21 protein-coding genes are annotated in these 25,963 nt (G+C 55.4%); 9 read left to right on the top strand and 12 right to left on the bottom strand.

From position 1 onward, the window contains the following. From DOQ08_RS12855 to DOQ08_RS12840, 4 genes are all read right to left on the bottom strand, one after another. Positions 1–312 carry a DUF2288 domain-containing protein gene (locus DOQ08_RS12855; protein WP_114335349.1) on the bottom strand — a complete coding sequence of 104 codons (312 nt, stop codon included), beginning with the start codon at positions 310–312 and terminating at the stop codon, positions 1–3. Positions 313–404: 92 nt separating this feature from the next. Continuing rightward, complete coding sequence (locus DOQ08_RS12850; protein ID WP_114335348.1) at positions 405–800, bottom strand: response regulator; 396 nt, start codon at positions 798–800, stop codon at positions 405–407. After that, positions 790–1,938, bottom strand: coding sequence for a response regulator (locus tag DOQ08_RS12845; RefSeq protein ID WP_114335347.1), 1,149 nt, complete (start codon positions 1,936–1,938; stop codon positions 790–792). The genes DOQ08_RS12850 and DOQ08_RS12845 overlap by 11 nt, the downstream gene beginning before the upstream one ends. Positions 1,939–1,949: 11 nt before the next feature. Then, a complete protein-coding gene (locus DOQ08_RS12840) occupies positions 1,950–3,665 on the bottom strand; it encodes a diguanylate cyclase (protein ID WP_114335346.1) in 1,716 nt (571 codons plus the stop codon). Between the two features lie 98 nt (positions 3,666–3,763). Between DOQ08_RS12840 and DOQ08_RS12835 the strand changes: the two genes are divergently transcribed. After that, a complete protein-coding gene (locus tag DOQ08_RS12835; RefSeq protein ID WP_114335345.1) occupies positions 3,764–5,548 on the top strand; it encodes a sensor histidine kinase in 1,785 nt (594 codons plus the stop codon). Continuing rightward, complete coding sequence (locus tag DOQ08_RS12830; protein ID WP_114335344.1) at positions 5,535–7,598, top strand: GAF domain-containing sensor histidine kinase; 2,064 nt, start codon at positions 5,535–5,537, stop codon at positions 7,596–7,598. The genes DOQ08_RS12835 and DOQ08_RS12830 overlap by 14 nt, the downstream gene beginning before the upstream one ends. A gap of 34 nt (positions 7,599–7,632) precedes the next feature. On the opposite strand, the gene acnA is transcribed toward DOQ08_RS12830, so the two are convergent. Next, a complete protein-coding gene (gene acnA, locus DOQ08_RS12825) occupies positions 7,633–10,401 on the bottom strand; it encodes an aconitate hydratase AcnA (protein ID WP_114335343.1) in 2,769 nt (922 codons plus the stop codon). A 214-nt stretch (positions 10,402–10,615) separates the two neighbouring features. On the opposite strand from acnA, the gene DOQ08_RS12820 reads away from it, so the two are divergent. Together DOQ08_RS12820 and DOQ08_RS12815 are read left to right on the top strand one after the other, a co-directional pair. Beyond that, the gene (locus tag DOQ08_RS12820) at positions 10,616–11,896 is read left to right on the top strand and encodes a sensor domain-containing diguanylate cyclase (protein ID WP_114335342.1); all 1,281 of its coding nucleotides are present in this window, start codon (positions 10,616–10,618) and stop codon (positions 11,894–11,896) included. 114 nt (positions 11,897–12,010) lie between these two features. Beyond that, positions 12,011–13,465 carry a hypothetical protein gene (locus DOQ08_RS12815; protein ID WP_114335341.1) on the top strand — a complete coding sequence of 485 codons (1,455 nt, stop codon included), beginning with the start codon at positions 12,011–12,013 and terminating at the stop codon, positions 13,463–13,465. Positions 13,466–13,487: 22 nt separating this feature from the next. On the opposite strand, the gene DOQ08_RS12810 is transcribed toward DOQ08_RS12815, so the two are convergent. Then, positions 13,488–14,939 (bottom strand): rhomboid family intramembrane serine protease, encoded by a 1,452-nt coding sequence (locus DOQ08_RS12810; RefSeq protein ID WP_114335340.1) that lies wholly within the window; start codon positions 14,937–14,939, stop codon positions 13,488–13,490. A gap of 230 nt (positions 14,940–15,169) precedes the next feature. On the opposite strand from DOQ08_RS12810, the gene DOQ08_RS12805 reads away from it, so the two are divergent. Further along, the gene (locus tag DOQ08_RS12805; protein ID WP_114335339.1) at positions 15,170–15,610 is read left to right on the top strand and encodes an OmpA family protein; all 441 of its coding nucleotides are present in this window, start codon (positions 15,170–15,172) and stop codon (positions 15,608–15,610) included. 61 nt (positions 15,611–15,671) lie between these two features. Here the strand turns inward: DOQ08_RS12805 and DOQ08_RS12800 are convergent, their stop codons facing one another. The 5 genes from DOQ08_RS12800 to DOQ08_RS12780 form a co-directional block, all read right to left on the bottom strand. Next, entirely contained in the window at positions 15,672–16,073 is a 402-nt protein-coding gene (locus DOQ08_RS12800; RefSeq protein ID WP_114335338.1) for an MAPEG family protein, read from the bottom strand. Between the two features lies 1 nt (position 16,074). Next, entirely contained in the window at positions 16,075–16,317 is a 243-nt protein-coding gene (locus DOQ08_RS12795; RefSeq protein ID WP_114335337.1) for a GlsB/YeaQ/YmgE family stress response membrane protein, read from the bottom strand. Positions 16,318–16,386: 69 nt separating this feature from the next. Continuing rightward, positions 16,387–17,106, bottom strand: a complete 720-nt coding sequence (locus tag DOQ08_RS12790) for a lysophospholipid acyltransferase family protein (RefSeq protein WP_114335336.1) — start codon at positions 17,104–17,106, stop codon at positions 16,387–16,389. Positions 17,107–17,154: 48 nt separating this feature from the next. Continuing rightward, positions 17,155–17,736, bottom strand: a complete 582-nt coding sequence (locus DOQ08_RS12785) for a class GN sortase (protein WP_114335335.1) — start codon at positions 17,734–17,736, stop codon at positions 17,155–17,157. Beyond that, positions 17,733–19,973: a marine proteobacterial sortase target protein gene (locus DOQ08_RS12780; RefSeq protein ID WP_227537669.1), complete on the bottom strand. Its 2,241-nt coding sequence runs from the start codon at positions 19,971–19,973 to the stop codon at positions 17,733–17,735. The genes DOQ08_RS12785 and DOQ08_RS12780 overlap by 4 nt, the downstream gene beginning before the upstream one ends. A gap of 71 nt (positions 19,974–20,044) precedes the next feature. Here DOQ08_RS12780 and pdsR point away from each other — a divergent pair, with 71 nt between their 5' ends. From pdsR to DOQ08_RS12765, 3 genes are read left to right on the top strand one after another with little or no spacing between them, the layout of a single operon-like run. Next, positions 20,045–20,746: a proteobacterial dedicated sortase system response regulator gene (gene pdsR, locus DOQ08_RS12775; RefSeq protein ID WP_114335333.1), complete on the top strand. Its 702-nt coding sequence runs from the start codon at positions 20,045–20,047 to the stop codon at positions 20,744–20,746. 12 nt (positions 20,747–20,758) lie between these two features. Beyond that, positions 20,759–22,783, top strand: a complete 2,025-nt coding sequence (locus tag DOQ08_RS12770) for an ATP-binding protein (protein WP_227537689.1) — start codon at positions 20,759–20,761, stop codon at positions 22,781–22,783. Beyond that, positions 22,780–24,087, top strand: a complete 1,308-nt coding sequence (locus DOQ08_RS12765; RefSeq protein ID WP_114335331.1) for a DUF3422 family protein — start codon at positions 22,780–22,782, stop codon at positions 24,085–24,087. The genes DOQ08_RS12770 and DOQ08_RS12765 overlap by 4 nt, the downstream gene beginning before the upstream one ends. A 6-nt stretch (positions 24,088–24,093) precedes the next feature. Here the strand turns inward: DOQ08_RS12765 and DOQ08_RS12760 are convergent, their stop codons facing one another. After that, entirely contained in the window at positions 24,094–24,873 is a 780-nt protein-coding gene (locus tag DOQ08_RS12760) for an ATP-binding protein (protein ID WP_114335330.1), read from the bottom strand. A gap of 110 nt (positions 24,874–24,983) precedes the next feature. On the opposite strand from DOQ08_RS12760, the gene cysK reads away from it, so the two are divergent. Then, on the top strand, positions 24,984–25,955 hold the full coding sequence (cysK, locus tag DOQ08_RS12755) for a cysteine synthase A (protein WP_114335329.1): 972 nt from the start codon (positions 24,984–24,986) through the stop codon (positions 25,953–25,955). Positions 25,956–25,963 lie beyond the last annotated feature (8 nt).

The following is a 25,963-nucleotide window of genomic DNA, read 5'->3' as shown; positions in this document are numbered from 1 at the left end:
TTAGTGGAGTTTGTTCGCAGAGCGGTCCTGCACCAACACCCAAGGCGCAACCACAACAGCCCATAGCTCGCTGTTCTTTTCATACCAAGTGCGGGCAAGATCCGGTGACACATCGCCTACCGACTCACTGGCCAGCCACTGTTCGAACTGCGCCTTGTTATCGGCCGTCAGCTGGGCCGCTACCTCGAGAAGATCCAGCTCTGGCTCTACACGCACAACGTGGCCCCGGGCGTAATACGTCTGTAGTTCATGCCAATGAATCCGAGAAGTTTCCAGATTGAGCTTGGCTTTCAATTCGTCCGGCGATGACATGCAATCCTCGTTAAATCGTGCGCGTATTTGGAGGCGAACAGCCTATCTCAAAATACAGTTTTTCGCACCTGCGACGATGATCCAAACAAGGCTCAGGCAAGCTCTTGGTATATTCGGCGAATTTCATCCGCCAACGTCATCGGATCAAACGGTTTCGGTATTACCCCTAGCGCCCCCAGCGACAGATACTCTTCAATTTCCGTACGCTGAATCCGGGCGGTCATAAAAATAACCGGTGTCGTTTGAGTCGCCTCAAGCTTGCGCAATGCCTTCAGAGTCTCGGGGCCATCCATCTCCGGCATCATCACATCCAGAAGGATCAAATCCGGCTGAAAATCCGGTGCAACTTCAACCGCTTCCGCACCCGAACTACAAAGCTTGGCGGAAAAACCTCCAACGTCCTGCAACGCTAACTCCGCGATAGCCCGAATGTCGGCATCATCTTCCACGTATAACACTTTATTCAAATCGTTTCCCTCATACCGCATCACTCGGCGCCTCCTTGGCAAGCTCCGTTGCATTCAAACCGAGTTGGCGCAGCAAGCGCTGGCACTCATTCTCGCCTTGACGATTTTCAGCAATCAACGCGGCAGCCCGCATAATGATCGGCCCTTCCCGGTGGTTGTCGGGCGATAAAAAATGTACCGCCCCGATCAGCTCCCTCAACCCTAACGGAAATTTCCAATGCACTTTCAAACGGTTGCCGTATTCCTCAGACCAGCGCGCTACACATTGTTCGATCTCAGCCTCGGCGAGGGTTCCGCCAGCGGCATCAAACTGATTCAGCACCTTGAGTACCGCCATTTCACCCAACCGACTCAGTACCCCGGCACTTCGATACATCGTAGAGGCTTTACCGATGCGAAGGGCAATTTGATTCGCTTCCCGGGCGACCCGAAGCGAAATCTCCTGATACTGGTCTGCGACCGTTTTCAGCTCAGGTCGCGTCAGCTTCGCCGTCACATCCAGCGCCAATGCCAAAGCCTGGTTCAGAGCCATGGAAACGCCGATACTCCCGATCGCAACTCTCAGTGACTCAACCGGCTGACCTGTCCGTCTGAATGAACTGCTGTTGGCCACATCCAGAATGCGGGCCGTCAAACCAATCTGCTCACGCCAGCGCTCCGCCAGTTCAGACGCAGATAGGGTATCGGCACGGCCGATCAGCTCGATGATCTCGCCCGGGTCAACTTCGGTCGGCAATTGAACCACCGAATTCGAAGACTTGGCCATGAACTCATGCACGGAGGCACTCTCAACACCTTGCGACGGGATGAGATCCGTCAACCGTTGATGCAATAGCTCGATATCCAGCGGTTTGGTGATATACCCACTGATGCCATAATGCGCGGCTTTGATCACGGACTCTCGGTCCGAGCGCCCGGATACAACAACCACCGGAACCACCGAATCGGATCGTCGTATCAGCTTCACCAGCTCCAGACCAGACCCGTCTGGCAACTCCCAGTCCACCAGGTACAGCCCATAGGTGTCTTCTGCCAGATACCTCTTGGCCTCTGTCAGCGACCTGGCCAATGTGACTTGTTGCACCCCGCTCAGGCCAGCGACAATCGACTCAACCAACTCACCCACAAGCTCATCGTCTTCCAGTACCAAGGCCTTCAATGGTCTACTCCTCAATCATCCTGATCTCTGTCTTGGCGTTGATAAACGGTTACACCATTCCGCCCTGCCTGCTTGCGCTCGTAAAGCGCCTGGTCTGCAGCCTCAATCGCCTCGCTAGCTAATGGGAAATCGTTAATCGCGGCAATACCCGCGCTCATGGTCACCTGAAAACTGTCATCGCCTGAGGTGAACACCAATTCCGAGAATCGGGCCCGGATATCATCGATTAACTCCTCGGCTTGCTCGATCGGGCAATCGGATAGCACCACCAAAAACTCTTCACCGCCATAACGCCCGATGGTATCGGACTCTCTGAGACGGTTACGCAACAGATGCGCAAGCGTTCGAATGACGATATCGCCCTGCCCATGCCCCCAAGTGTCATTCACCTTTTTAAAGTGATCGAGATCCAGCATCACAACACAAGAAAACTGGCCGGAACGGCGGCAACGGGCCAATTCGCGCTCCACTTCCTGCTTGATTAACGAATGCTTGAGTAAACCGGTCAGACTGTCTCGGTTCATTAAATCGGACAATTGGCGCGCCCGGTAGCAGCGAATACGAACAGAGCGAACCAGATACTCATCAGTAACCGGCTTTACCAGAAATTCGTCGGCCCCCTTGGCCAGTGCATCCAGCTGGACTTCCGGGTTGTCTTCGGACGACAAATACACAATGGGCAACCCGAGCCAACGGGGCTCGTACCGTATCATCCGGGCCAGGGTCACCCCTGAATGAGCCCGCAGCTGGACATCCATCAATACAATATCCGGTTCAAACGCCGACAAGGCAGACATCATCTTTGTCGGGTCGGAAACCAGCTTGGTTTTCATTCCGGCGTTGTTCAACACCAGACAATAACGCTCGCCCAGTTCCTTATCATCATCCACAATCAACACTCGCCCTTGGGGGCGGGACCCGCGCTCCAGCGCCAGCGATTCAATTCGTTCCGCCAATGCGGGCATATCCAGAGGTTCACTGAAATACGCTGTCGCACCCTGCTCGGCAACACGATAAAGACTTTCAAAGGTGTTTTGGCGACCGATACCGACTACTGGAAATCGGCGGTGTTCGTTCTTTTCGATGTGGTCTGTGCGAAAGCGGAGCACATCCGCCAGATCAGAATCCTGACACAACAGAATGGTGGCACCCGAGCGCTGCTTAAGGTTTTCAATTGCCGCTCGGGATTCGCTCAATGACACCAGATCACAGGCAAAACCATACCCTTGCAAGTCAGCCATCAAACCCGACAAATAGCCTGTATCATGCGCCAGAGCCATGACCTGCACTTGCATTCCGTGAGAGCCTTCATAGGCATCTTCCACTTGATGGGAGTGCTCATCAGCCGTTTCAGGCTTTGTTTGAACGTCGCTCTTTTGAACCAACTCTGTCAGTTCATGAATCTGCATAGCCAAGTCAGCGGGTAAAGCTATTGGATCGTCCGGGCTATCCGTTTGCCTATCCCTTGCTTCAACGACCGGCTTGAGCTGGTTTTCGATCGAGCGCGCCGCTGCACCGAGCTTCGGAAGCCCGAAAGTCCCCGCAGACCCTGCCATGCGATGCAACAGCTGGTAGCACTCCACCAAGCCCAGACGGCTTAACTGTTGTTGCTCGATCTGCCGGGCAAAACGGCCTAACGTTTCTACGTCACTCTGGGCACGTTCGACAAAACGATCCTGCAACAGTTTCAGGCGTTTCTGAAGTTGATCATGGGCTTCGGTGGTCAAAGCATTTCCTCACCAGTTCATTCAGCAGAAGAAATCCACTATCCTGACCTTATGTAAGCATGTTTTCATCATTACGACCACAACGATAAGAGTCTTCCTTGAAAACACTAAACCTTGGCACCCGTGTTGTCCTGATTACCAGCCTGAGCATCATTTTCAGTGTTGTCCTGATTTTGTTTGTGGCGTACGGGCGATTACTGCACGATTTCGAAGAGGTTCTGAGCGAAAGACAAGTGCTTCAGGCCCATTCAATGGCCAGCCGTGTCAATGAAGAACTTTCCATCAGGCTGAATTCCCTGGGCGCTTTTGCCAGCATTCTGACCGATGGCGAAAACTTGCTTCCGATGGATCAACTCAAGTTCGCGATGGGGCGACAGCCCGGGTTGGAAAAGCTGTTCCAGGGCGATCTACTCATTTTTGACACCAACGGCGTAGCGATTGCGGAAAACCGCCACGTACCAAACCGGATCGGAACCGCCTATGCAGATCGCCCCCACTTTAAACGCGCCATGACCTCGAACACGCCCATCGTCAGTCGTCCGATCATTGGTAGACGAACCGGATTACCCTTGCTCTCGTTTCTGGCACCGATACACAGCGACGCCGGCGATTTGTTAGGGCTAGCGGGTGGCACAATCAACCTGACTCAACAGGGCATCCTGCCTGATGATCTCGACCCCGAACCCGGCACATTGCTGAAAGTGCTCGATACCGGACACTTCATCCAGGTGGATGCACTGCAACCGGGAGCCCCAGCCCCTGACTTACCCGCGCCGGGCACAGACATACTGGTTGATTCGGCTTTATCCGGAGTCAACGCCGGGGTTGTTACCGACCTATCCGGAGAACGCTGGGTGTACGCTACCCATCACCTCGACCGGCTTGGCTGGCTGATTCTCAGCGCGGCCCCCTATGCGCAAGTGACCCAACCCGCCAGAGCTTGGTTTAACAACTTCCTTTGGGCCAGTGTCGCTGTCATGGTGCCGTTGCTGTTTTTCGCGTATCTGCTGACCCGGGCCGCAACCCATAGTCTCAGCAGCATGTCAGAAAAAATCTATGGCATGATCACCGGCAACGCGCTCAACACCCGGCTAAGTGTCACCGGCACAACCGAAACCCGGAACCTGGCCCATGCCTTCAACGCCTTGATGGACGAGAGGGAAGCTTTAGACACTCTCAAAAGCCAGTTCGTTTCCAACGTCAGCCATGAACTTCGTACCCCCCTCACCTCGATCAACGGGTCTTTGAAGTTATTGGATTCCGGAGCAACCGGTCAACTGCCGGACAAAGCCAGCGCCTTGATCAAAGTAGCCCTTCGCAACGGCGAACACTTACAAGCACTGATAACTGATCTGCTGGACTTTGACAAAGCTGTTTCGGGAAAACTGCAAATTAACACCACAGCCATCCAGCTAGATGATGCGATTGATAAAGCCTGCGAAGGCAACCAAACCATGGCAAACCATTACGGCGTTCGTCTGGCCAATAAACACTCGGAAAGCCTTGCTGCCTGTGCGGATCCTGAACGATTGCGGCAAATCCTCAATAATTTCATCAGTAACGCCATCAAGTATTCACCCCAAAACGGGTTGATTACGATACAGGCTGAAGCCACCCAGTCGGGCTATATTCGCATCACCGTTAGCGACCAGGGTGACGGTGTTCCCGAACATTTTATACCGAACTTGTTTCAGAGATTTGCGCAGGCAGAAGTCGGATCCTCTCGGGCGAAATCCGGTACCGGGTTGGGGCTGGCGATCTGTAAAGAACTGGCCGAGCTCATGGGCGGCAAAGCGGGCTACTTTTATGACAACGGAGCCCACTTTTGGCTTGAGCTACCACAATCATCCAGCCTGCAAGGAAGCCATCATGAAAACGCCTGACCTCCCGTCTAACGAAGCCAGCCGGCTTGCGGCACTTCAAGCGACCCATTTACTGGACACGCCGCCGGAGGAGCGATTTGATCGGGTTACCCGCCTTGCTGCAAAGCTATTCGATGTGCCGATATGCTTGGTTTCTCTGATTGATTCAGACCGACAATGGTTCAAGTCTTGCCTTGGCCTGGATGTCAGAGAAACCGGAAGGGACATATCTTTTTGTGGCCATGCCATCCTCGGCAGCAACCTTTTTGTCGTGGAAGACGCTCTTACCGATGAACGCTTCTCTGACAACCCTTTGGTCACGGGCCCGCCCGACATACGCTTCTACGCAGGGGCACCCTTGACGGATCTTGAAGGATACCGACTGGGCACCTTGTGCCTCATTGACCGCTCGCCACGGACTTTTTCCGAACAGGACCAGCTAGCGTTGCGAGACTTCGCGGATATCATCGAGCGTGAATTCCGGTATCAGGAACTCAACAGTTACTACACCGACCGGACCCGGGCTCTCAATATTCTCAATGACATCGCTTTGGATACAAGCGGCAAAATCGATCATCGCATTGAACGGGCTTTGGCCATCGCCTGCCAGTATCTGAATATTGACACCGCCATTGTCAGTAAAATCGAAGGCGAGGCTTACACCATACTCTGGCATCACGAACGGCAAACACCCTCACTGCAAAACGGCTTGACGCTGCCTTTGGCTCAGACCTACTGTGCCATTTTAATGAATCAGCCCGATGTACTGGCTATCGATCACATGGCAACGTCGCCCTATCTCGATCTTCCCTGTTACCAAATGTTCGGGCTGGAGAGCTATTTAGCCGCGCCCATATGGGTTAACGGCAATGCCGTGGGCACCCTGAATTTCTCGTCAACGGAGCCACGGCTACCAGGCTTTACCGAAACAGAAAAAACCTTCGTCAGTTTGCTCGCCCGCTGGATTGCCGACCTTATTCAGCAACAAGACCAAGCGGCAACTCTCGATAAGCTGGTTTCGAATGCTCCCGGCATGCTTTACCAGTACCGGCTGTGGCCCGATAACCACAGCAGTTTCCCCTATACCAGCGAAGGCATTCAGAACATCTTCAGCCTGACAGCTGACGACGTTTTCGAGGATGCAGCTGCCGCGTTCGAGCGCATTCACCCGGATGACCTGCCTCTGGTTACCGAATCCATCAAACAGTCGGCTGAGAATCTCGAGCCTTGGGAGGCACAATATCGCGTCCTTTCCCCGGAAGGCCACTGGCGCTGGATTGAAGGTAAAGCCAATCCGGAAAAACTGCCCGAAGGCAGTGTCTTATGGCACGGCTATCTCGTCGATATAGATGAACGGCGGAAAAATGAAGAAATGAAAAACCAGTTCGTATCGACCGTCAGTCACGAGCTGCGCACGCCACTCACGTCTATTGCGGGGTCGTTAGGATTGATTCTTGGAGGTGTCACCGGGGACATTTCTGAAAAAACCCGACAAATGCTGAACATCACCCGCCGCAACGCCGATCAGCTCCGCGCGCTCATCGATGACCTGCTGGACATTGAAAAGCTGGTTAGCGGGAACATGTTGATGGTTATGGAGCAGCACCCCATCGCCGACGTCGTCTCAACCTCAATCGAACACCTACAGTCTTACGCGAACCAAAAAGACGTTCAATTGCACCTAAAGGAAACGTCCGCGGGGCTTGAAGCTAATATTGATCCTCAACGCCTTCAACAGGCGGTCGCGAACTTGCTCTCCAATGCCGTGAAGTTTTCGCCTCCTCGCGAGAATGTCACGATCAAAGTCCGCCAAATGGGCGATCAGGCAATAATCGAGGTTACAGACAAAGGGACAGGCGTTCCCGAAAGTTTCCGAGACCGTATTTTCGAGAAATTTGCTCAAGCGGATGCTTCATCCGCCCGAGCAAAGGAAGGAACAGGTCTCGGCCTTGCGATCACCAAACAGCTCATGCAAGCCATGGGCGGAGATGCCGGCTACGAGTCGGAGGAAGGGGCCGGTGCCACGTTCTGGCTTTCGATGCCCATTCAGGGCCCGGCCGATAACGAGTAACCGAAGCAGGCAAACTACCTGCTTCGGTTCAGCATCATGCTGACTTCAACATTTCCCGCACTACGTAGTGCAGGATACCGCCGTGCATGAAATAGACCGCCTCATTGGCGGTATCAATCCGTGACTTCAAGTCACAGGTTTTGGTGGACCCGTCTGCGTACTTCACGGTCATTTTCAGGGTCTCGCCCGGCTTGATGTCGCCAGCCAACCCTTCGATGCTGATGGTCTCTTCCCCGGTCAGCTTCAACGATTGACGGTTTTCGCCTTCAGGGAACTGCAGAGGCATCACACCCATACCAATCAGGTTGGAACGGTGAATCCGCTCATAGGATTCCGCCACCACGGCCCGAACCCCCAACAACCGGGTGCCCTTGGCCGCCCAGTCCCGACTGGAACCGGTGCCGTATTCCTTACCGGCAATGACCACCAGAGGCGTGCCCTTCTCCTGATACTTCATGGCGGCATCGTAAATCGGCATTTGCTCGCCGGTCGGTACGAATTTCGTGAAACCGCCCTCAACACCGTCCAGCATCTCGTTGCGGATACGCACGTTAGCGAAAGTGCCTCGCATCATCACTTCGTGGTTGCCTCGGCGAGAACCGTAGGAGTTGAAGTTCTTCTGCTCAACGCCCCGCTCCTGCAGGTACTTTCCGGCAGGGCTATCCGGACTGAACGAACCGGCGGGGGAGATGTGGTCAGTCGTCACCGAATCACCTAACAAAGCCAGAATATGCGCATCCCGGATATCTTCCACCGGATCCGGCTCCGGGCCCATGCCTTCAAAGAACGGCGGGTGCTGGATGTAGGTGGAATCGTCAGACCACTTATAGACCTTGGTATTCGGAACATCAATCGCCTGCCAGGTAGCATCGCCATCAAACACCGCTGCGTATTCACTGCGGAACATGCTGGTTTTTACCTTTTCCACAGCGTCGGCAACTTCCTGCTGGCTAGGCCAGAGGTCTTTCAGGTAGACCGGGTTGCCATCCTTGTCTTTACCAAGCGGATCTTCGTGCAGGTTCACCCGAACGTTACCCGCCAGCGCATAGGCCACGACCAAGGGGGGCGATGCCAACCAGTTGGTTTTCACCAGTGGATGAATACGCCCTTCAAAGTTACGGTTACCGGACAACACCGACGCGACGGTGATGTCGCCATCTTCGATGGCTTTCTCGACCGCATCCGGCAGTGGGCCGGAGTTACCAATACAGGTTGTGCAGCCGTAACCCACCAGGTCGAAGCCCAGTTTGTTCAAGTCCTCCTGAAAACCGCCAGCGTTCAGGTATTCGGTCACCACTTTAGAGCCTGGAGCCAGGGACGTTTTTACCCAAGGCTTGGTTTGCAAGCCTTTTTCTACGGCTTTACGGGCGACCAACCCGGCCGCCATCATCACGCTCGGGTTCGAGGTGTTGGTACAAGACGTGATGGCCGCGATCACCACCGCACCCGGGTCCAAACGGGTTTCCTGACCGTTCAGCGTCAACGACCGGCTGCAAGGATGATGATAGCTCTTATCCACACCTACAGCGGTTTGACCACCTTCAGATTCCAGCTCGGCATCCCGTTTTTCAGGTGCATCCGGCCCGCCTTCGTTGGTTGCCATCAGCAGCTCGAAGGCCGCCTTCATATTCTTCAGGGCAACCCGGTCCTGAGGCCGCTTCGGCCCGGCCATACTGGCTTCAACATCATCCATGTTGAGTTCCAATGTGGCGGTGTATACCGGCTCATGACCCGGCTCACGCCATAGGCCTTGCGCTTTGGCGTAGGCTTCAACCAGTGCAATCTGCTCGTCGTCACGGCCAGTCAGTTGCAGGTATTTCAGAGTCTGGTCGTCTACCGGGAAGAAACCGCAGGTGGCCCCGTATTCCGGTGCCATGTTCGCAATCGTGGCACGGTCAGCGACGGGCATGTCTTTCAAGCCATCGCCGTAAAATTCTACGAACTTGCCGACCACACCTTTTTTACGCAGCATTTCGACCACGGTCAGCACCAAGTCGGTGGCGGTGATGCCTTCACGCAATTTGCCGGTCATTTTGAAGCCGACCACTTCCGGAATCAGCATCGACACCGGCTGCCCAAGCATCGCGGCTTCGGCTTCAATACCGCCTACGCCCCAGCCTAAAATGCCCAAGCCGTTAATCATGGTGGTGTGAGAGTCGGTGCCGACCAGCGTGTCTGGATAGGCGATGGTTTTATCGCCTTCCTGCTTTTGCCAAACGGTCTTACCAAGATATTCCAGGTTGACCTGGTGACAGATGCCGGTTCCTGGCGGAACCACACGGAAGTTATCAAACGCTTGCTGGCCCCAACGCAAAAACTCGTAGCGTTCCTGGTTGCGCCGCATTTCGATCTCGACGTTTTTACCGAACGACGATGCCGAGCCAAAGTTATCCACCATCACCGAGTGGTCAATGACCAAATCCACCGGCGACAACGGGTTAATCAGGGCCGGGTCGCCGCCGGCCTTCTTGACCGCTTCGCGCATCGCAGCAAGATCCACCACGCCGGGCACCCCGGTAAAGTCCTGCATGAGAACCCTGGCCGGGCGGAACTGAATTTCGGTATCGGATTTACGATCTTTCAGCCACTGCACCATGGCATCGATGTGGGAACGATCAACGGTAACGCCATCTTCGTTGCGCAGCAGGTTTTCCATCAGCACTTTTAAAGAGAAGGGCAAGCGCTGCAGATCGCCCAATGATTCTTCGGCCTTTTTCAGACTGTAATAATGAAACGTCTTGCCACCGGCATCGAGGGTGGAGAGAGTACTCAGACTGTTGGAACTCGACGATTTATTCGACATGCGTTGCCTCCTCTAATTACGCTCTCGGTTTTGTCCTTATACTTAACTATCGCACCGAAAACGCAGACTTCAACCATTGGTCGGTAAATACTCATGCCCCAACTGACGTTAATAGCGACAGAATAGTAATCTTCCTATTATTCACACTGCCCCCTTTGGTGAATACTGCAAGGTGTCAGCCTGAGCTGACGAACCCCTCGATACGGTAAATACTTTGCGTCCGAACGATCCGAACAACCTCCCCGGCCTGTCCAGCAAAGATTCGCTGATGCTGTTGCGCTCAACAGCCGAGCTTTCTTTTACCTCCATCGTGATCACCGACAAGCAGCACGACATTCTCTACGCCAACCCAGCCTTCTGCCGGATGACGGGTTACTCGCTAGATGAACTCTTCGGCCAGAACCCCAAAATTCTTCAAGGCCCTCTGACCGACCCTCTGGTCATCGAAAAATTGCGACGCGGGCTGAAAGAGCGAGGCTTCTTCGCCGGCTCAACGATCAATTACCGCAAGAATGGCCAACCGTACCTGCTGGAATGGACCATCACGCAAATTAGTGACGACAGCGGAGCGCCCCGTTTTTTCGTGTCCGTCCAAAAAGACATCACGCAACTGGACGCCGAACGGTCCACCGGCAACCTGTTCGCCAAAGCCATTGAGGCGGCCTACGACGGCATTTTTATCACCAGTTCAGAAGGCGTGATCGAGTTTGCCAACCAAGGCTTTGAACTCATTACCGGGTACACGCCTGCCGAAGTCATTGGCCAGACACCCGCGGTGCTGAAATCCGGCAAACACGACAAAGCTTTCTACCAGCGACTGTGGCGCCACCTCCACGAAGGGCTGCCGTTCCGTGCCATGGTGATCAACAAGCACAAAAACGGTCGGGAAATACACTGTCAGCAAACCATTACCGCGGTGAAGGGGGCCAACGGTGCCATCACCCATTACGTCAGCATTATTAAAGACATGACAGAGCGGGTTTTTGATGAGATCAAACTTCAGGAGCAGGCTTCACACGATGCCATGACGGGCCTGCTAAACCGCCGTCGCGGGGAGTTTGAACTGGACACTTTGCTGACTCAGTCCGATGACAGCCGCTCGACATTCTGCGTTCTGATGGCAGACATTGATAACTTCAAAGCAGTAAACGACACCTATGGTCACCCTCGCGGCGATGAAATCATCAAAGTCGTCGCCGATATTCTTGTTGAACACACCCGTAAATCCGACAAATGTGTGCGCTGGGGCGGAGAGGAGTTTACCGTGCTGTTGCCTTTCTGCGATCTGGACAGGGCCACCAGGATTGCCGAAAACATCCGGACTGAGCTCGCCGCCATGACGTTTGAAGACATTGGCAGTGTGACCCTGTCGCTGGGAGTCACCGAATCCACAGCGGGTGATACACCAAGCCAGATTCTGGACCGCGTTGACCAGCGGCTCTACCAATCCAAACGCAACGGCAAGAACCGTGTAACCAGCGAGAACGCCGCCTAGCGATAATGCTGTAAAGGCATCTGGCCAGTGTCTGATATGAGAACAGAGCTGATGCGGGGGTTTGGCACTTCTGTCATTATTGCCTCTGATTTCTGACGGATCAGGACACTAGCCTTGAAACACGATTGTCATTACCACCCGGGCGACCCCGCAAAATGGCACTGCAGTGAGTGCCAGATGCACTATTGCAGCCGGTGTATGCCAGATGCGGATACCCGCCAGCGACAAGCACTCTGCCCGAAGTGCAGCAAAGGGATGCGCTACCTGGGTGCCGCCACGGAAGTGGTCCCCTTCTGGCAACGGATTGGTGCATTCTTCCGATACCCGTTCCATACCGATCCTCTGATCGTTATTGCCATCTGCACGCTGGTGCCGATTGTCGCTCCCGCCAATCTCATCGGGTTACTCATTTGGGTGGTCCTGGCGCTGGCACTGTTCAAATACACGTATGCGGTGATCAATCACACCGCCGAGGGGCACCTCAAGCCGCCCCCGGTGTCGGAAGCTTTTTCCGGTAGCGGCTTCAATATCGTGATTTTGCAGCTTCTGGTTTTTGTCTTGATGGGGGCGTTGGTGACGGCCGCCGCGATGCTCGGCGGCTCCATTTTAATGATGCTGGCCATTGCCTTTGTGGTGCTCGGCTTACCCGCCAGCATCATGGTGCTGGCGATGGAGCGCTCTGTTGGTGCTGCGGTGAACCCGCTGAATCTCGCGGTGCTTATCTCCCGGATTGGCTCGCCCTATTTCTTGCTGTACGGCTATTTAATTCTGCTGACTCTGGCTTCCGGCGCGGCCCAAGACTTCGCCGTCACTCACTTCCCATTGTGGGTAGCGCAGCCACTGGCAGGTTTTCTGAACAGTACGTTTACCCTGATTCTGTTCCACATGCTGGGCTACCTGTTGTTCCAATATCAGGAAGAGCTGGGCTTTGCTGCGGACCTTCAGGACGATGAAGATCTGGCGAGCCATCAACACCGGGACCGCTCCAGTCGGCTGGATGCGGATCTGGACATGAACCTGAAAGACGGCAATTACGACCGCGCTCAGGCAATCCTCAAAGAAGCGCTCAAGAAAGAACGGGATGATCCTCGCAGGCTCGGCCAGCTTTACCAGCTGCTCACCGCTCGCAACGATGTGTCAGAGCTGTACCGGTATCATCCGCGCATCATGACTTGGCTGGCCGACCGCCACGACGGCGACGGTCTGAACGAGCTGATCAAAACGTTGCAAACCCTGGAACCCAACTTCCAGGTAGACGATGCAGATCTAGCTTTGACCTGCGCCACTGCCTTGTATCACCGGCAGCACTTCAAGCCCGCTCTGCGTCTGCTGCAAGACTTCCACAAACGGTTTCCAGACAGCGAGCAATTGGCACCGGCTTACCTGTTGGCGGCACAAGTGCTGGCGAACGGCCTGCAACAATGGGAAAAGGCGAGCGCGTTTCTCAGCTACGTGCAAAAGCGTTGCAGCGGCCATCCTGCCCACAAACACATTGATGTCTGGCTAGAGCAGGCACAAAACCGGGAGCCGCTAAAAGGCCCCAAAGCAAGTTTTCAGATCGCTGAATAACCCTGTAGAAAGGGCCTGGCGCTCAGTTCAGGCCCTGAAGCAGTTGCCGGTAGTGCCGGGCTTTCGGCTCCATCTGCAACTTATCAAACTCGCTGACCATCAGCTGACAGGCTTCGTACAGCATTTCAGGTTCTGCGCGCGTGCGCATCCGCTCAAACGCCTTCTCGGCGGCTTTCAGGTCATTATTCTTCAGACTGGCGAACAACACCCGGTTGTGGTCTTCTGCTGCCAACGGGTGGTGTGCTTCGCCCTTACTGAGGTACTCCTGCCATACAGCAACCAACTGCTCCGGCTGGCGGCGTGTTAATGCATCCGACAAGAGTTCCGTCGTCAGGTCCCGGTAGGCCGGAAGGTCCGGCCGAAGCTTGGCAATTTGATACAGGTGCTCCAACAGGATAGAACGCTCAGGGTAGTGCTCTCTAAGGGCCTCAAACTGGCGTCTGGCCAAATCAAACTCCATGCGCCCAAGACTGGCCATCGCTTGAGCATAGCCGCTCGTAAATCGGGCATCCTGCTCATCGGGCTCCGGCTCATAAAACTCTTCCTTCACTTGCAGCCAACTCTTACCGAGCAACCACACCAGGCCTGCACCGGCGACTAACCCGCCTGCGTGGGCCATGTATGCCACGCCGGTGGCACCGGCAAACCAGTAATCGTAAATTTCCTTGCCCAGCCACACCGGTAGCATGGCAATGGCCGGTGCCCGGAAGTAGTTGAAGTACACCCCTAAAAAATAGAAAAAACGGATTTTCTGCAGGCCGTAAATGGCCACGTACATGCCCATCAACCCGGAAATGGAGCCCGATGCGCCCACCAGAGGAATCTGGCTGCCAGACGAAAACGCGGTGAACACCAAGCCCGACAGTGCACCGCACACCAGATACGCCACCAGAAACCGACCCGGCCCCAAGGCTCGCTCTACCGTGAACCCCAGCAGAAACAGGAATAACAAGTTACCAATGATGTGGCCCCAGCCGCCGTGTAAAAACTGATAACTGATAAGGGTATAAAGCGAAAGTTCCGCCGGCACCAAGCCAAGCTGAAACGCACTCATCTGGCTGATCCAGCGGCCTTCTATATCAGCCCGCGCCTCAACCCAGTGCCGGCGTTCGGCCGGTGCCCAGATGATGTCCGTGTTGTCTTGCAGGTACTGGTAATACTCCCGGTCCATCAGCAGGGTAACGGCTTGCCAGAGCTTATTGTCTTGCTCCCGCAATTGTTGAAACTCCTGCAAATCCAGCACGCTTTGCTGATCGCCCTCGAAGCGGATCTCCCGTTGCAGATAATCCTCGTAAGCCGGCGCTTCCAGTTTCAGCAATCCGCTATCGATGTACTGTTCAAGCGCAGATTCCAGCTTCTGGTCATCGCCGCCCTGATAGAACAGGAACACCAGCAAACAGGCCATGATCAGGCTCAACGTTACCCACGGTGGGCGTTTCCAGTTAACGGAGTTCTCGGCGGGGATAATCAACATAGGCGGTCACTATTCATCACAATCGGTCCTTGATACGCTGCTTTTTACCACAGCGGTGCCTTATTTTCGCGGTGTAATGTCATCAGGCGGTCATACAAGCACTCTTCAATGGGTAACCGTATTCGCGGATCTTGTATCGACTATTCGCCAATTGCTGTTATTGCTCTATAACTAAATAGTACCTGAGCGATAACAAAAAGAACCTGACTTTGATTGCAAGGATACTGCAGATGACGACTCTCGTTTTAGACAACCCTGAAATGCTGGCCAAAGCCGCGCTGCTTTCCGGATTTAACGCAGCTCAGCAACGTCAGGAGGCAGGTCGCCCTCACCGCACTCGCTTTCACTACAGTTTTAACAAGCACACACTGGATGCAACCGATACCGAGATTCTCAAACAGCATGCCGCCTATCTGAAGCGCAACCCCGGCACGCGGATAAAAATTCACGGGCACTCAGACAATTTCGGGTCGGGCGACTATAACCAGTTTTTAGCCCGCCTGAGAGCCCATGCCGTCGTGAAGCTGCTGACGCAGGAAGGCGTATCTCCCTCAGCGATGATCATGACGACCTGGGGCGCGGAACGCCCTCTGGCTCGGCCGGAAGACCACGCAGCCAACCGCCGGGTTGAGCTGGAATACCTCTCAATGGACATCGCTCAAGCCCTTTAATGTAACGCCCGCCGAAACAAAAACGGGGCCACTCAGGCCCCGTTTTTGTTCATTACCGGTGTTAACCGTAAACCTTGCCAACGTTCCATAGCAGCAAAATCGCCGCCACCAGAATCGACAACCAGGTCAGCACCATGCCCACCAACCGCGCCATGTGGGTTTTGCCTTTGCCCTTAATCATGCCGAAGGCGTGCAGAATTCGCCCTACCACCAATGCCATCCCGGTCCAGTAGATCCAGGTTGAAGACACACCGTTCAATTCAGCAATAGCCAGCATGATCAAGCCAACCGGAGCGTACTCCACCAGATTCGCGTGGGCCCGAACCGTTGCCTGAAAGACAGGGTCGTCGTTGACCCCCATGCCGATTTGATACTTAAGCCGGAACCTGACTGCCATGACAGACAGAACCAGCAGCAAAATGCCTGTGACCGCAGCAAAGACAGCCGTAACGGGTATGATCATGTCAGCTCTGCTTTATCTTGTTAACGATGGCTAAAAGCAGCACCGCGCCAGCAGTCGCTGTCACCAGCTCTCCAACCATGCTCTTCACCGCCAGCCCGAGCAGGCCGAAAACAACCCCGCCAATAACGGAGCCGACAATACCAATACCAATATTGGCCAGTACGCCAAAACCTTTGCCTTTCATAATCAGGCCAGCCAACCAGCCAGCAAGACCACCAATAATCAGAAACCAGATCAGACTCATCTATCGGTTCTCCTATCGTTTAATCATTCAACCTTATGCCCCAAAGACTGCCCTGTTTGTTGAGGCTGTTCAAGCAGTTCCGGCCGTACCCGACAACTCGTCTACCGCCTCGGCCATTTGCTTATGGCAACGCTCCATCAGGTCCGTGACATCGGCATTGGTCAAACCCGTGGTTTCGATCGGCGGAAGAATGCGTACCGGTACTGCGCCCCGACGGCCGCACAAGCCTTCGGTTTTGCCGTGGTAGTTGGCTACGCACACCATGGTGATCGGCGCACCTGCGGTAATGGCCATGTGAAACGCGCCTTTTTTAAAGCGCCCAAGCCCCCGGCCCCGGCTGCGAGTACCTTCAGCAAACACCCAAATGCTTTTGCGGTCTTTGTTGATGGCATCGCTGGTGGCCTTCATGATCGCCACAGCTTTATGGGACTGACTCCGGTTAAGAATAATGTTGTCACCCAACCAAAATACCTGACCAAAGAACGGAATCCAGAGCAGCGCAGACTTACCCACCGCTACCGTCCTTGGGGGTAACAGGTCACCAACAACCATCAAGTCGTCGTTCTCCTGATGATTCGCCACGATGACGGTTGGCCGGTCTTGCGGCATATTCTCGGCGCCATACAAAGGCCGCTGCATGCCCAGCACCCGCCGGCAAAAGCGAGCAATAAAACCGGCTAACAAGCGATTGTTGTCCGGGTTAAAAGGCCGTGCCAGATACAGCACTAATGACAATAAACAAATAACGGCAACCGACAACCATGCCAGTATTTTTCGTACCACACCCATACTGTGTTTCCGGATCTCAAAAATTTTGGCGTACAAGTGTACGCCAATTTATAAAATCGCAACAGTAGTGCTTAGCCCCGTTTCAGATACAGGTCGCGCTTTTACAACATAGCGCAAGGGCCCTCTAGCATCCAAAGTGTCAAAGGGATAACAGGTAATTAACAGCACCGAGTCCTCGGCGAGCTGGTGGGTGTCTATCGTCTCTTTACGGCTATCGACAATGCCGACATCGGTGACTTCGTACTGCCGCCATTGCCGATTTTGGTTTTGCACCCGAAGCCGGTAACCCGGCTGCACATTTTGCAAATGACGGAAATGGGTGTCGCGATGGCCAGCCAGAACCAGCGGGCCACGCTCGCCGCCAAACACCCGCCCGGGACCGAAGGCCAGGCTCTCGCCGTGGCCGCCCTCCAGAACGATCATAGAAACCCCCAACTCCGGCAATTCAAGCTTGGCCACAGGCCAGGTGTCAGCCCAGGGCCAGGGCCGCTGCTCTGTTTGTTGAGACTGGCTGTCTGCCCAGGCTTTCTCCAACAATTCCTGAGCCACCAACGCCTTGAACGGTATCCATAATCCAAACATCAGCAGAATAAGCGAGGCACTTGTCAGCAGAACCAAAAAACGCGTCATAGTGCGACCCTCCGGTTCAGCAGTGCCACCGCCAGAGCAAACATCAGCCCCAGCAACCCCAAAGCACTGAGCAGTGGCCAGAAGGTGGCCGTTTGTGGGTATCGCAACATGCCGGACTGACTGCCCGCTGGCAGCAAGGTAGGTAACTGCTCACTTTCAAGATCTTCATAGGTTGGCCGGACCGGTTGCTCCTCCACTGCAACAAAACTGGTAAACGGCGACATCACCTGGTGCACCATCGACAACTTTATAATGTGCGATTCATCCGGCGACTCTCCATTCAGGCTGGCGGCATCCATCAACTCATCAATCCGGCCTCTGGCCCAATGTCGGTTCAAGCCTGTCGCCGGTTCGGCATGATTCAAGTTCAAGCGCGTACTCCAACGACGCCCGCCCGGAAGTTTGCCTGACACTTCCATTTCGCCGGCCGCGGGCACGCCCTGAATCGCTTGCACCAACGGTCGGCCACGGAATAAATCACCCGGTTTAGAGGGCACGGCATTCGATTCTGAACCGTGGGACGGCCAACGCACCTCCAGATCGGTCAGTACAGGAGCCTCCATCGCAGAGAACAGTTTGTTCAACGCCTGATTCACCTCTCCGCTACTGTGGATGGCGGTGTACTCCCCTCGTCCCCAGCGAGCCGCTTCCCGTAAAAAGTGCATATTGGGTGCCGAGCCAATGCCCACCGTGAACATGCGGCGATCATTCAGACCCCGGCGAATCGTCTCGAACAGCGCCGTTTCATTGCCCACGGCACCATCGGTGATGAACACCATTTGCTGGACCAGCGCCTCCACCGGAGCCTTGTCCATGTTCATTGCCAGTGACAAAGCGCCCGCCATTTCCGTACCACCGTCTGCCTGTAAGTTGTGTACATAATGGCGAGCACGGGCCAAATAGTGCCGTTCCGCCGGAACTGGTTGAGAAAACAGGGCGTGGGCCTGGCTGTTGAACTGAACAACGTTGAAATAGTCGCCCGGGCGCAGGGTATCGAGACCACGCAACAAAGCCTTTCGCGCTTGTACCATGGATTCACCGGCCATCGAGCCCGAAGTATCGATTACAAATTGAAGTTCACGGCGCAATACGGGGCCAGTGGTGTCCGGCGGCAACACCATCGCCATCAGAAAGTCCTGCCCCTGCCACTGCTGATAAAACACCGCAGCGGTCGGCTCCCGGCCGGCCACTGGGCGCCAGCGCACGATGACATCTTTGTTCATCAGGAACCGATCGCCTTCGGGCTTTACCGTCACCCGGGTGCCATCAATGTCTGCATGCAGGCTATGGCTCGGGCTGGTGACTTCCGCCAGCGGAAAGCCGCCTTCAATCTCAAGCGTAAAGGTCGCTCTGTGGCTCTGGGGTGATACGTCTTCGGGGCGCACGGTGAAAGGGCTGATCTCATGGGCATCCGGCACTTGATCAGTCGGCATGGCCCAACCAGAGTGCCAGTCTTTAGGCGCTTCGGCGACCACTTCACCGGGCATGTAGCGTGGTGTTAACGTGGTGGGCAGACGCAACTCGAACTCGCCTTGGCGGTAGCTGACCGGTTGTTGGAAGTGCATTTCTACGCTTACCGTTTCGCCCGGCGGAATGTTGGCAATGCGGCTGGTGAATAAGTTTGGGCGTTGCTGTTCGGCCATTGCAGCATGCTGTCCAGCCGCTTTGGCTTTCTCGTAGGTTTTACGAGCCTGCGCCTTCGGTTCGATACGCCCTACAACCCGGCGTTCACCGACCGTCATCACCAAACCGTAGACGGTGGCTTTGTCCGGCAAAGGAAAAACAAACACGCCTTCTTGCCATTGATCGCTGGTGTTTTTGAATTCGCGGGTTAGCTGGGTTTGAGCCAGCAAGCCCGACACCTGCACCTTAAAGTCGCTGTTCAGGATCAGCGCCGGTTGTTGCCAGGTACTTTGCCCGTTCATCAGGTACAGCTGCCCTGCATCTTCTTGGCTATCGTCACTGGCTTCGGCATACAGAGGGTGTACAAACAACATCATCAGAACCGCCAGCCAAAGGCTAACACCTTCGGCAATACGCAGCTTTTTACGGGCAACCAGCTTCAGCGGGCGCGGGACACAAAGGTCGGCTCTTGCGGCCGGATTGGTAAACAGCGTTAGCAACATCATCACGTCATCCTTTTTGTGGCAGTGAGTGATGCCATTGCAACAGTCCGACACGGCTTCACCGTGGCAAAAGCGGGCAAACTGACGGAAAACTATGATGAATTGTGGCAATCCCGCCGCTCTTGCTTGAACCGGGTCTTGAGCATGGTTTAATGGAGCGACATACCGCTGAACGACTGGCTATGAAAAAACACATTGCGCTGATTGAAGACGAAGCAGGCATTCGCGACAACTACCGGGCGGCGTTTGAACGCCGGGGTTATCGAGTGTCCACGTATGGTGACCGGCCTTCGGCTTGGCAAGTGCTGCGCCAGAGCCTGCCCGACCTTGCCATTATTGACGTTGGGCTGGGCGACGAACCGGAAGGCGGCTTTACTCTGTGTCAGGCGCTGCGAGCGCAGTCGGCAACCCTGCCGATTATTTTCCTGACCGCCCGAGACAGCGACATAGACACCGTTCACGGCCTGCGCCTCGGCGCCGATGATTACGTCACCAAAGACATGAGTCTGGACCACCTGTTGGCTCGGATCACCGCCCTGCTTCGCCGAGCCGAGGCCTGGGCCGAAGCCTTGCAAAAACCCGATGAAGTAGTGCAGCGGGGGCGTATGGAAATGAACGTGGATCGAATGACGGTAAGCTGGGACCAACAGCCGGTTGATCTGACGGTGACCGAATTCTGGATGCTGCACTCGCTGGTGCAACACCCCGGCCACGTTCGCAGCCGTGAACAGCTGATGGAAGCCGCCAGCACGGTGCTCGACGACAACACCGTGACCTCGCACATCAAACGCATCCGCCGAAAATTTATGCAACTCGATGGGAGCTTTGACGGCATTCAAACAGCCTACGGTATGGGGTACCGGTGGAACGCCCGTGAGGTCTAACCTGTGAGCCTCATGCGCCAGCTGTTTTTAGCCAGCGTGCTGATGTTGCTGATCCCTTGGGCCGGTCTGAAGTTTGTGCTGGAACTGGATAACGCGCTGCGGGCCCAAGCACTGCAACAGCTGGACGAGAAAGGCGCCCGCTTGGCAGAACTGGCTGGCGATTTCATGCTGGGCGTGCCGGTGGCGGCCGACGGTAACGCTCTCTATGCCGACACCACCACGCAATTCCCGAAAGTGGACGGGTTCACCACCACCTGGCCCGGGTTCAGAGACCACGAAGAACAACTTCCCTGGCAATCCCGCCCCGGTCAGGACCACCTTCGATGGCTGGTCACCAGCAACAACCGGTCTCTTTATTTGCTGATTCAAAAGCGCGATCAGGGCCTGCGCCCGTTCAATCCAAACCAGCCCGAGCAGCCTCATGACCGCGTTGAACTGGTATTGACCCCTCCTCCCGGCCAACTTGAAGCAAACCAACCAAAGACGTGGCTGATCAGAACAACAGCCCCGGGCACCAACGTTCCCGCCCTGATTGACGGCGACGTCGCTCGAACAGACCGCCGGCTTGAGGTGGCTTGGGAAGATCTGGGTTCGCGCTGGCAACTGGAACTGAGAATGCCGAAGCCCGCCCCGGGCAGCCGACTGGGCTTCCAGACAGGGCAATCCAGCGACAGCCACGGCACTGAAGGCACACCGCTCACGCCACCCCCGCTGCTGATCCAACGCAATACGGCCCTTGAACGCGCGCTGGCTCGTCAGCTTAGCACTGGACAACAGGTGACCGTGATCGAACCCGCCGGCTGGATCGCCGCTCACAGCCAAGCAGAAAACCCGATGCCTTCAACCGATTTCGATGACCTGTCCACCGGTCAGATCCTAGAGCAAATCACCCTTAACGCGCTCCGAAGCCTGGTCCGACTGTACCAACCGAAGCCCAAGGCATTGGCGACAACGCATCATCAACTGCACAGGGGTGGTTTACCTGACCACCATTTGGTACACCAAGATGGCACCGTCTGGCTGGCCTCGGAACACACCTTCTTCGGCGGTCGGTCACTCTTGCTCAAGCAGTCGATGGAACAACTGCTCAGCGTTTCCGGCTCGGCTCTGGGTAGCGTATTGGCTCGCAGTCTGCTGATTATTCTGGCACTGACACTGGCTCTGCTCGGCTATGCCAGCTGGTTATCGTGGCGTATCGCGCGCCTGCAGAAGTTGGTCAGCGCCAGCGTTGACGAAGACGGCCGGATTCTCGAATCCATACCCCCTGCCCGCGCCAGCGACGAACTGGGGCAGCTGCAACAACAGTTCGGGCAAATGGTGTCGCGCCTGCAAAGCTACAACCAATATCTGGAAAGTTTTTCCCGCCGCCTGTCTCACGAATTGAAAACCCCCGTGGCCGTGGTTCGCTCATCACTGGAAAACCTTGCTCATAGCCACTCCGAAGACGAGCGCCAACAGTATCTCGAGCGAGCGGCCTCCGCCGCCGAGCGGTTAAGACGCATTTTGAACAGCATGAGTGAAGCCGCTCGGCTGGAGCAGAGCTTTGATCAGGCCGACAAAGAACACTTCGATCTCGCCGAGGTCGTTCGTCAGGCCTGTGCGGCTTACCAACAGCTGGACCCACACCACCAGTATCACTGCGATGAACCCGACACCGCCTGCCCGCTGCTCGGCTCTCCGGAAATGCTGGTGCAAATGCTCGATAAGCTGGTTGATAACGCGCGGGATTTCACACCTGAAGGAGGCGCTATTGAAATGCGTTTGGAGCACGACCCGGAGCACTACACCATCGAAGTATTTAACGAAGGTTCAAACCTGCCAGTGAACCCGGGTGTGGACATTTTCGGGGCGTTTGTTTCCCAGCGTGAAGGTAAAGCCGAGGGCCATCTGGGCCAGGGACTGCTCATTGTTCGTTTAATCGCGGAGTTCCATAGTGGCCGAATTGACGCCCAAAACCAGCACCTTAATGGCATTGACGGTGTCGCCTTCCGCGTTATCATCCCGAAACTTCCCAACGAACCAAGGACTGCCCCGTGACAGCCAAGCCCGTCGCTTTGGATTTTCACCCCCTGCGCGCCGACCTCTATCAGGAACTGCATTCACGGCCGTTTCAGGTACTGCCACCCAGCGCTCGGGTAAGCCACATCGCCGTCATAACCACACCGGAGCAGCGCAAAAACCAGTTTAAACATCTGCAAAGCCTGCACCGAATGCTGGGAGAACCCTGGCCGGAAGAAGAAGTGACCTGCTACGAGCAGACCTTTGATCAGCTTCGCATACGCCGGGAAGTGCACATGGAATTTACCGCGTACACTTTCACCAATTTAGCACCTTCGGACGCAGAGCCTTTCGAGGAAACGGGTATCAGCGCACTGCCACATGGCTGGTTAAAACAACTCCAAGGGACCGTGGTGGCTGCCTTTCATATCGACGTAAGCCCCTCGTCGGCGCACGCCCGCGACGAGCCCGCGTTCATGCGCAGGCATTTTGAAGGCATGCGGCTGGTCGGCAGTAGCCCGCAGGAAGGCGCCGCACGCGTGTTGGGCACTTTCCAGCTGCACAGCGACAACTTCGGCCGCTTCATGGTGATCAACGACAGCATGTCGGACAGCCAATTGGGCCGTCTTGTGCAGCGTTTGATGGAAATCGAAACCTATCGACTGATGTCGCTCCTGGCATTGCCCGTCGCGCGGGACATCACCCCGGCCCTGAACGACATGGACCAACAGCTGGCCACCATCACCCAGGCGTTGGCGGATAACGAGACCCTGGATGAGCAAACCATTCTGGCAAAGCTCACCCACATTGCCGCTAAAATCGAGGCTTTTCGCGCTCACTCGACCTTCCGTTTTTCGGCCACCAAAGCGTACCACCAGCTGGTGCTGACCCGGCTGGAAGAACTGCGGGAAGACGAAGTATCCGGCCATCTGACCATCACCGAGTTCATGACACGGCGGCTCACCCCTGCCGTGAAAACCTGCGAGTCGGTGGGTGTCCGGCTGGAAGACTTGTCGCGCCGGGTAGACCGGGCTTCCGACATGATGCGCACCCGGGTGGAGCTGGCTATTCAAAGCCAGAATCAGGAACTGCTCAGTTCCATGGACCGTCGCTCGCGCATTCAGTTAATGATGCAGCACACCGTAGAAGGCTTCTCGGTGGTCGCCATCTCTTACTATCTGATTGGCTTACTCAGTTTGGGGCTGAGCGCACTGGCAGGAGCCGGTTACCCCGTCAACAAACCGGTGGCGCTCGGAATCGCCATTCCCGTGGTTCTGGCGACGGTGTTTGTTGTTATCCGGCTGATCCACCATCGATTTATTCGTATGGCAGACCGCCAGTAACGCGCCTTAGCTGAACCGGGGGTCGCCCGCAAACTCGCGGTAAAATTGCTGGGCAGATCGACCGTTGCGCACGCCTTTTCGGGTTGCAAAACGGACCGCCTCAAGATGCAGTTGTTCCCGATCGGCCACCGACGGGAACAGCGCGTCCACCGCCTGCAAATAGACATCCTGCGAGAAGGGATAGAACGACAGCTGCAGCCCGAACCGGTCCGCCAGCGACACTTGTTCCTCGATGGCCTCCGCCGGATGCAACTCACCGTCGCGAACCTCGCTTTTCAGGTTATCGCTCATAAACTCGGGCATCAGATGGCGACGGTTCGAGGTGGCGTACACCCGCACGTTTTCAGGAGGTAGTTCTAACGAACCTTCCAACACGCTCTTCAACGCTTTATAGCCCGACTCTCCGACATCAAAAGACAGGTCATCACAGAAGATTACGAACCGGAACGGCAGGTCACAAATGTCATCGACAATTTCCGGCAGGTTCACCAAATCGTCTTTATCCACTTCGATCATCCGCAGGCCCTGATCCTGATAGCGGTTTAACAAAGCCTTGATCAGCGACGATTTCCCGGTGCCCCTAGAGCCCCAAAGCAAGACATTGTTGGACGGCTGCTTGTTCAGGAATCGTTCGGTATTGCGAGACAGAGCCGCTTTCTGCTTGTCGATGCCAGTGAGATCATCCCAGCTAACCGGGTCCAACCGACGAATGTCCCTCAAGCCTGACCGATGACGACGCCATACTGCCGCTGGCGTATGCTGCCAATCGAAAAGACTCTCACTCATAACCTTACTCCTTTTGGTTCTTAATTTGCCTGTGCACGGCCTAGCTTTGCTCAGTCGTCCGGGGGTAGGATCTATAACTATTGGATATTACCAGACACTAGGAGCAAAGCATGGCACGTATCTACGACGACAATTCCCTTTCCATCGGTAATACCCCGCTGGTTAAACTGAACCGGGTGAACGATGGGGCCACCATTTGGGCAAAGATTGAAGGCCGCAACCCGGCGTATTCAGTCAAATGCCGGATTGGTGCGGCCATGATCTGGGATGCCGAGAAACGTGGCGTGCTGAAGCCTGGCATGACCATTGTCGAGCCTACCAGCGGTAACACCGGTATCGCCCTCGCTTACGTAGCCGCTGCCCGGGGCTACAAGCTGGTATTGACTATGCCTGCGTCGATGAGTCTGGAGCGCCGCAAGGTACTGAAAGCACTGGGCGCTGACCTGGTACTGACCGAGCCAGCCAAAGGTATGCCGGGTGCCATTGCCCGTGCGAAGGAAATCGTGGATGCCGATCCAGACAACCACTTCCTGCCTCAGCAGTTCGAAAACCCGGCTAACCCGAAGATTCACGAAGACACCACCGGTCCGGAAATCTGGAATGACACGGATGGTGCCGTTGATATTTTCGTAGCGGGTGTAGGCACCGGTGGCACACTGACCGGCGTATCCCGTTACATCAAAGGCACTCAGGGCAAGGCGATTACCACTGTCGCAGTGGAGCCGACCGATTCCCCGATTATTGGCCAAGTGAAAAGTGGACAGGAACCGAAGCCTGCGCCCCACAAAATCCAGGGTATTGGTGCCGGCTTTATTCCGGGCAACCTGGATATGGACTTGGTGGATCAGGTTGAAGCGGTATCCAATGAAGATGCGATGGCTATGGCACATCGCTTGATGCAGGAAGAAGGCATCCTGTGCGGCATTTCCTGCGGAGCCGCTGTTGCTGCCGCCGTTCGAGTCAGCAAGCAGCCGGAACACAAAGGTAAGAACATTGTGGTGATTCTGCCGGACTCGGCCGAGCGCTACTTGTCCAGCGCACTGTTCGCTGACACCTTTGGCGAACTGGAAAACCAGCAGTAATAAAAAAA

It is taken from the genome of Marinobacter litoralis (genome assembly GCF_003336705.1).
Taxonomy (GTDB): domain Bacteria; phylum Pseudomonadota; class Gammaproteobacteria; order Pseudomonadales; family Oleiphilaceae; genus Marinobacter; species Marinobacter litoralis.
Note: the sequence above shows the minus strand (reverse complement) of the source record. Positions and strands in the feature narration are given on the sequence as shown.